Source organism: Nocardia sp. NPDC052001 (assembly GCF_040680615.1).
In the GTDB taxonomy this organism is placed as follows: domain Bacteria; phylum Actinomycetota; class Actinomycetes; order Mycobacteriales; family Mycobacteriaceae; genus Nocardia.
In genome coordinates, this window is the sequence record NZ_JBFAXC010000035.1 from 1 (window position 1) to 1957 (window position 1957).

Sequence of the window (1957 nt, forward strand, 5' to 3'; positions counted from 1 at the left end):
AGCATCAGTTTCTGCCGTTGACCGAGATCTGCCGCGCTTCCGGACACAAAGAGCTGTTCGACACGCTCGTGGTGTACGAGAACTACCCAATCGAGACATCGGTCGAGAGTGTCGGCGGGGAAATCTCGGTGGTGGATATCTCGGTGCACGAGACGGTGCACTATCCATTGACCCTCCAGGTTTCGCCGGGTCCGGAACTGCGATTGCTGGTGAAGTATTCGGCCGATGTGTTCGATGTCGTGGAGATCGAGCGGCTGGTGGCTCGATTGGTGCGAGTGTTCGACGCGGTGGTCGCTGATCCCCAGCAACGAATGACGGCGATCGATGTGTTCGACGAGCAGGAGCTCGCCCAGTTGGCGGAGTTCTCCAACCGTGCGGCGCTGGCCGAACAGACTGCCGCAGTGTCGATTCCGGCGATGTTCGCCGCGCAGGTGGCGCGGACTCCGGACACGGTGGCATTGGTGTTCGAAGAGCGATCGTGGACGTACGCCGAACTCGATGCGGTCTCATCGCGGTTCGCGCGCGTGCTTGCCGAACGAGGCGTTGGTGCGGGTGATGTTGTCGCGCTGATGTTTCCGCGTTCGGCCGAGGCGGTCGTGTCGATCTTGGCGGTACTCAAGGCCGGGGCGGCGTACCTGTCGATCGACGTGCGCCATCCCGACGAGCGTATCGGTTTCATGCTCGCGGACGCCGCCCCCGTAGTAGTGATGACCAACGGTGAGTACATGTCCCGGTTCGCCGGACATGATCTGCCGGTCATCGATGTCGCCGACCCCGCCTTGCTGGTCGCCCGACCGGACCTGTCGCTCCCAATCCCGGTTGCGGCCGGATTGGCGTTCATCATCTATACCTCGGGAACGACCGGTACTCCGAAGGGTGTCGCGGTCACCCATGCGAACGCGACACAGCTGTTCGAATCGGTGCGCGAGGTGGGATTCTTCCCGGTGGGACAGGTGTGGACGCAGTTCCATTCGTACGCGTTCGACGTCTCGGTGTGGGAGATGTGGGGTGCGCTACTGCACGGGGGACGACTCGTGGTCGTTCCGGAGTCGGTCGTGCGGTCGCCGATGGACATGCACCAATTGCTGGTTGACGAGCATGTGACCGCACTCGCGATGACTCCGAGCGCGATGGGGGTGCTCCCGACATCGGGGCTGGAGGCAGTGGGCACATTGTTCTCGGTGGGTGAGGCGACCTCCGCGGAGTTGGTGGAGCGTTGGGCGCCGGGCCGAATGATGGTGAATGCGTACGGTCCGACCGAGACCACGACCTATTCGACCCTGGCGAGATTGGAGGCAGGGTCGGAAGTGTCGATCGGTCGCCCGATCGCGGGGACCGCGGTGTTCGTATTGGACGAGGGGTTGTCCGAGGTACCAGTCGGGGTCGTCGGTGAGTTGTATATCGCGGGTCGCGGTGTGACACGCGGTTATCTGCGTCGTCCGGGGCTGACAGCCTCGCGGTTCGTGGCGTGCCCATTCGGATTGTCGGGTTCTCGGATGTATCGCACGGGCGATCTCGTGCGCTGGAATGCCAACGGCGAGTTGGAATACGCGGGCCGTAGCGACGACCAGGTGAAGATTCGGGGTTTCCGGATAGAACTCGGTGAAGTCCGTGCCGCGCTGGCCGAGGTGGCGGGCGTGGAACATGCCGTGGTGGTGGTCCGTGAGGATCAGCCGGGTAGTAAGCGGCTGGTCGGATATGTGACCGGTGCGGTCGAACCCGCGCTGGTGCGTGCCGCTGTTGAAGCGCGGTTGCCGGAGTACATGGTTCCCGCCGCGGTGGTGGTCCTGGACTGCTTGCCGTTGACGGTGAACGGGAAACTGGACAAGCGTGCACTGCCGGTTCCCGACTTCGCGGGCAACGGGGATGGGTATCGGGCGCCGTCTACGGCGGTTGAGGTGGTGCTGGCGTCGGTTTATGCCCAGGTGTTGGGTTTGGAGCGGGTGGGTGTTGATGA

General features: G+C 63.5%; 1 protein-coding gene. It reads left to right on the forward strand.

The window, feature by feature from the left end:
• Positions 1 to 17: 17 nt before the first annotated feature.
• Positions 18 to 1957, forward strand: a 1940-nt coding sequence (locus AB0L82_RS43630) for an amino acid adenylation domain-containing protein (RefSeq protein ID WP_364651601.1), incomplete at its 3' end; no start/stop codon positions are given.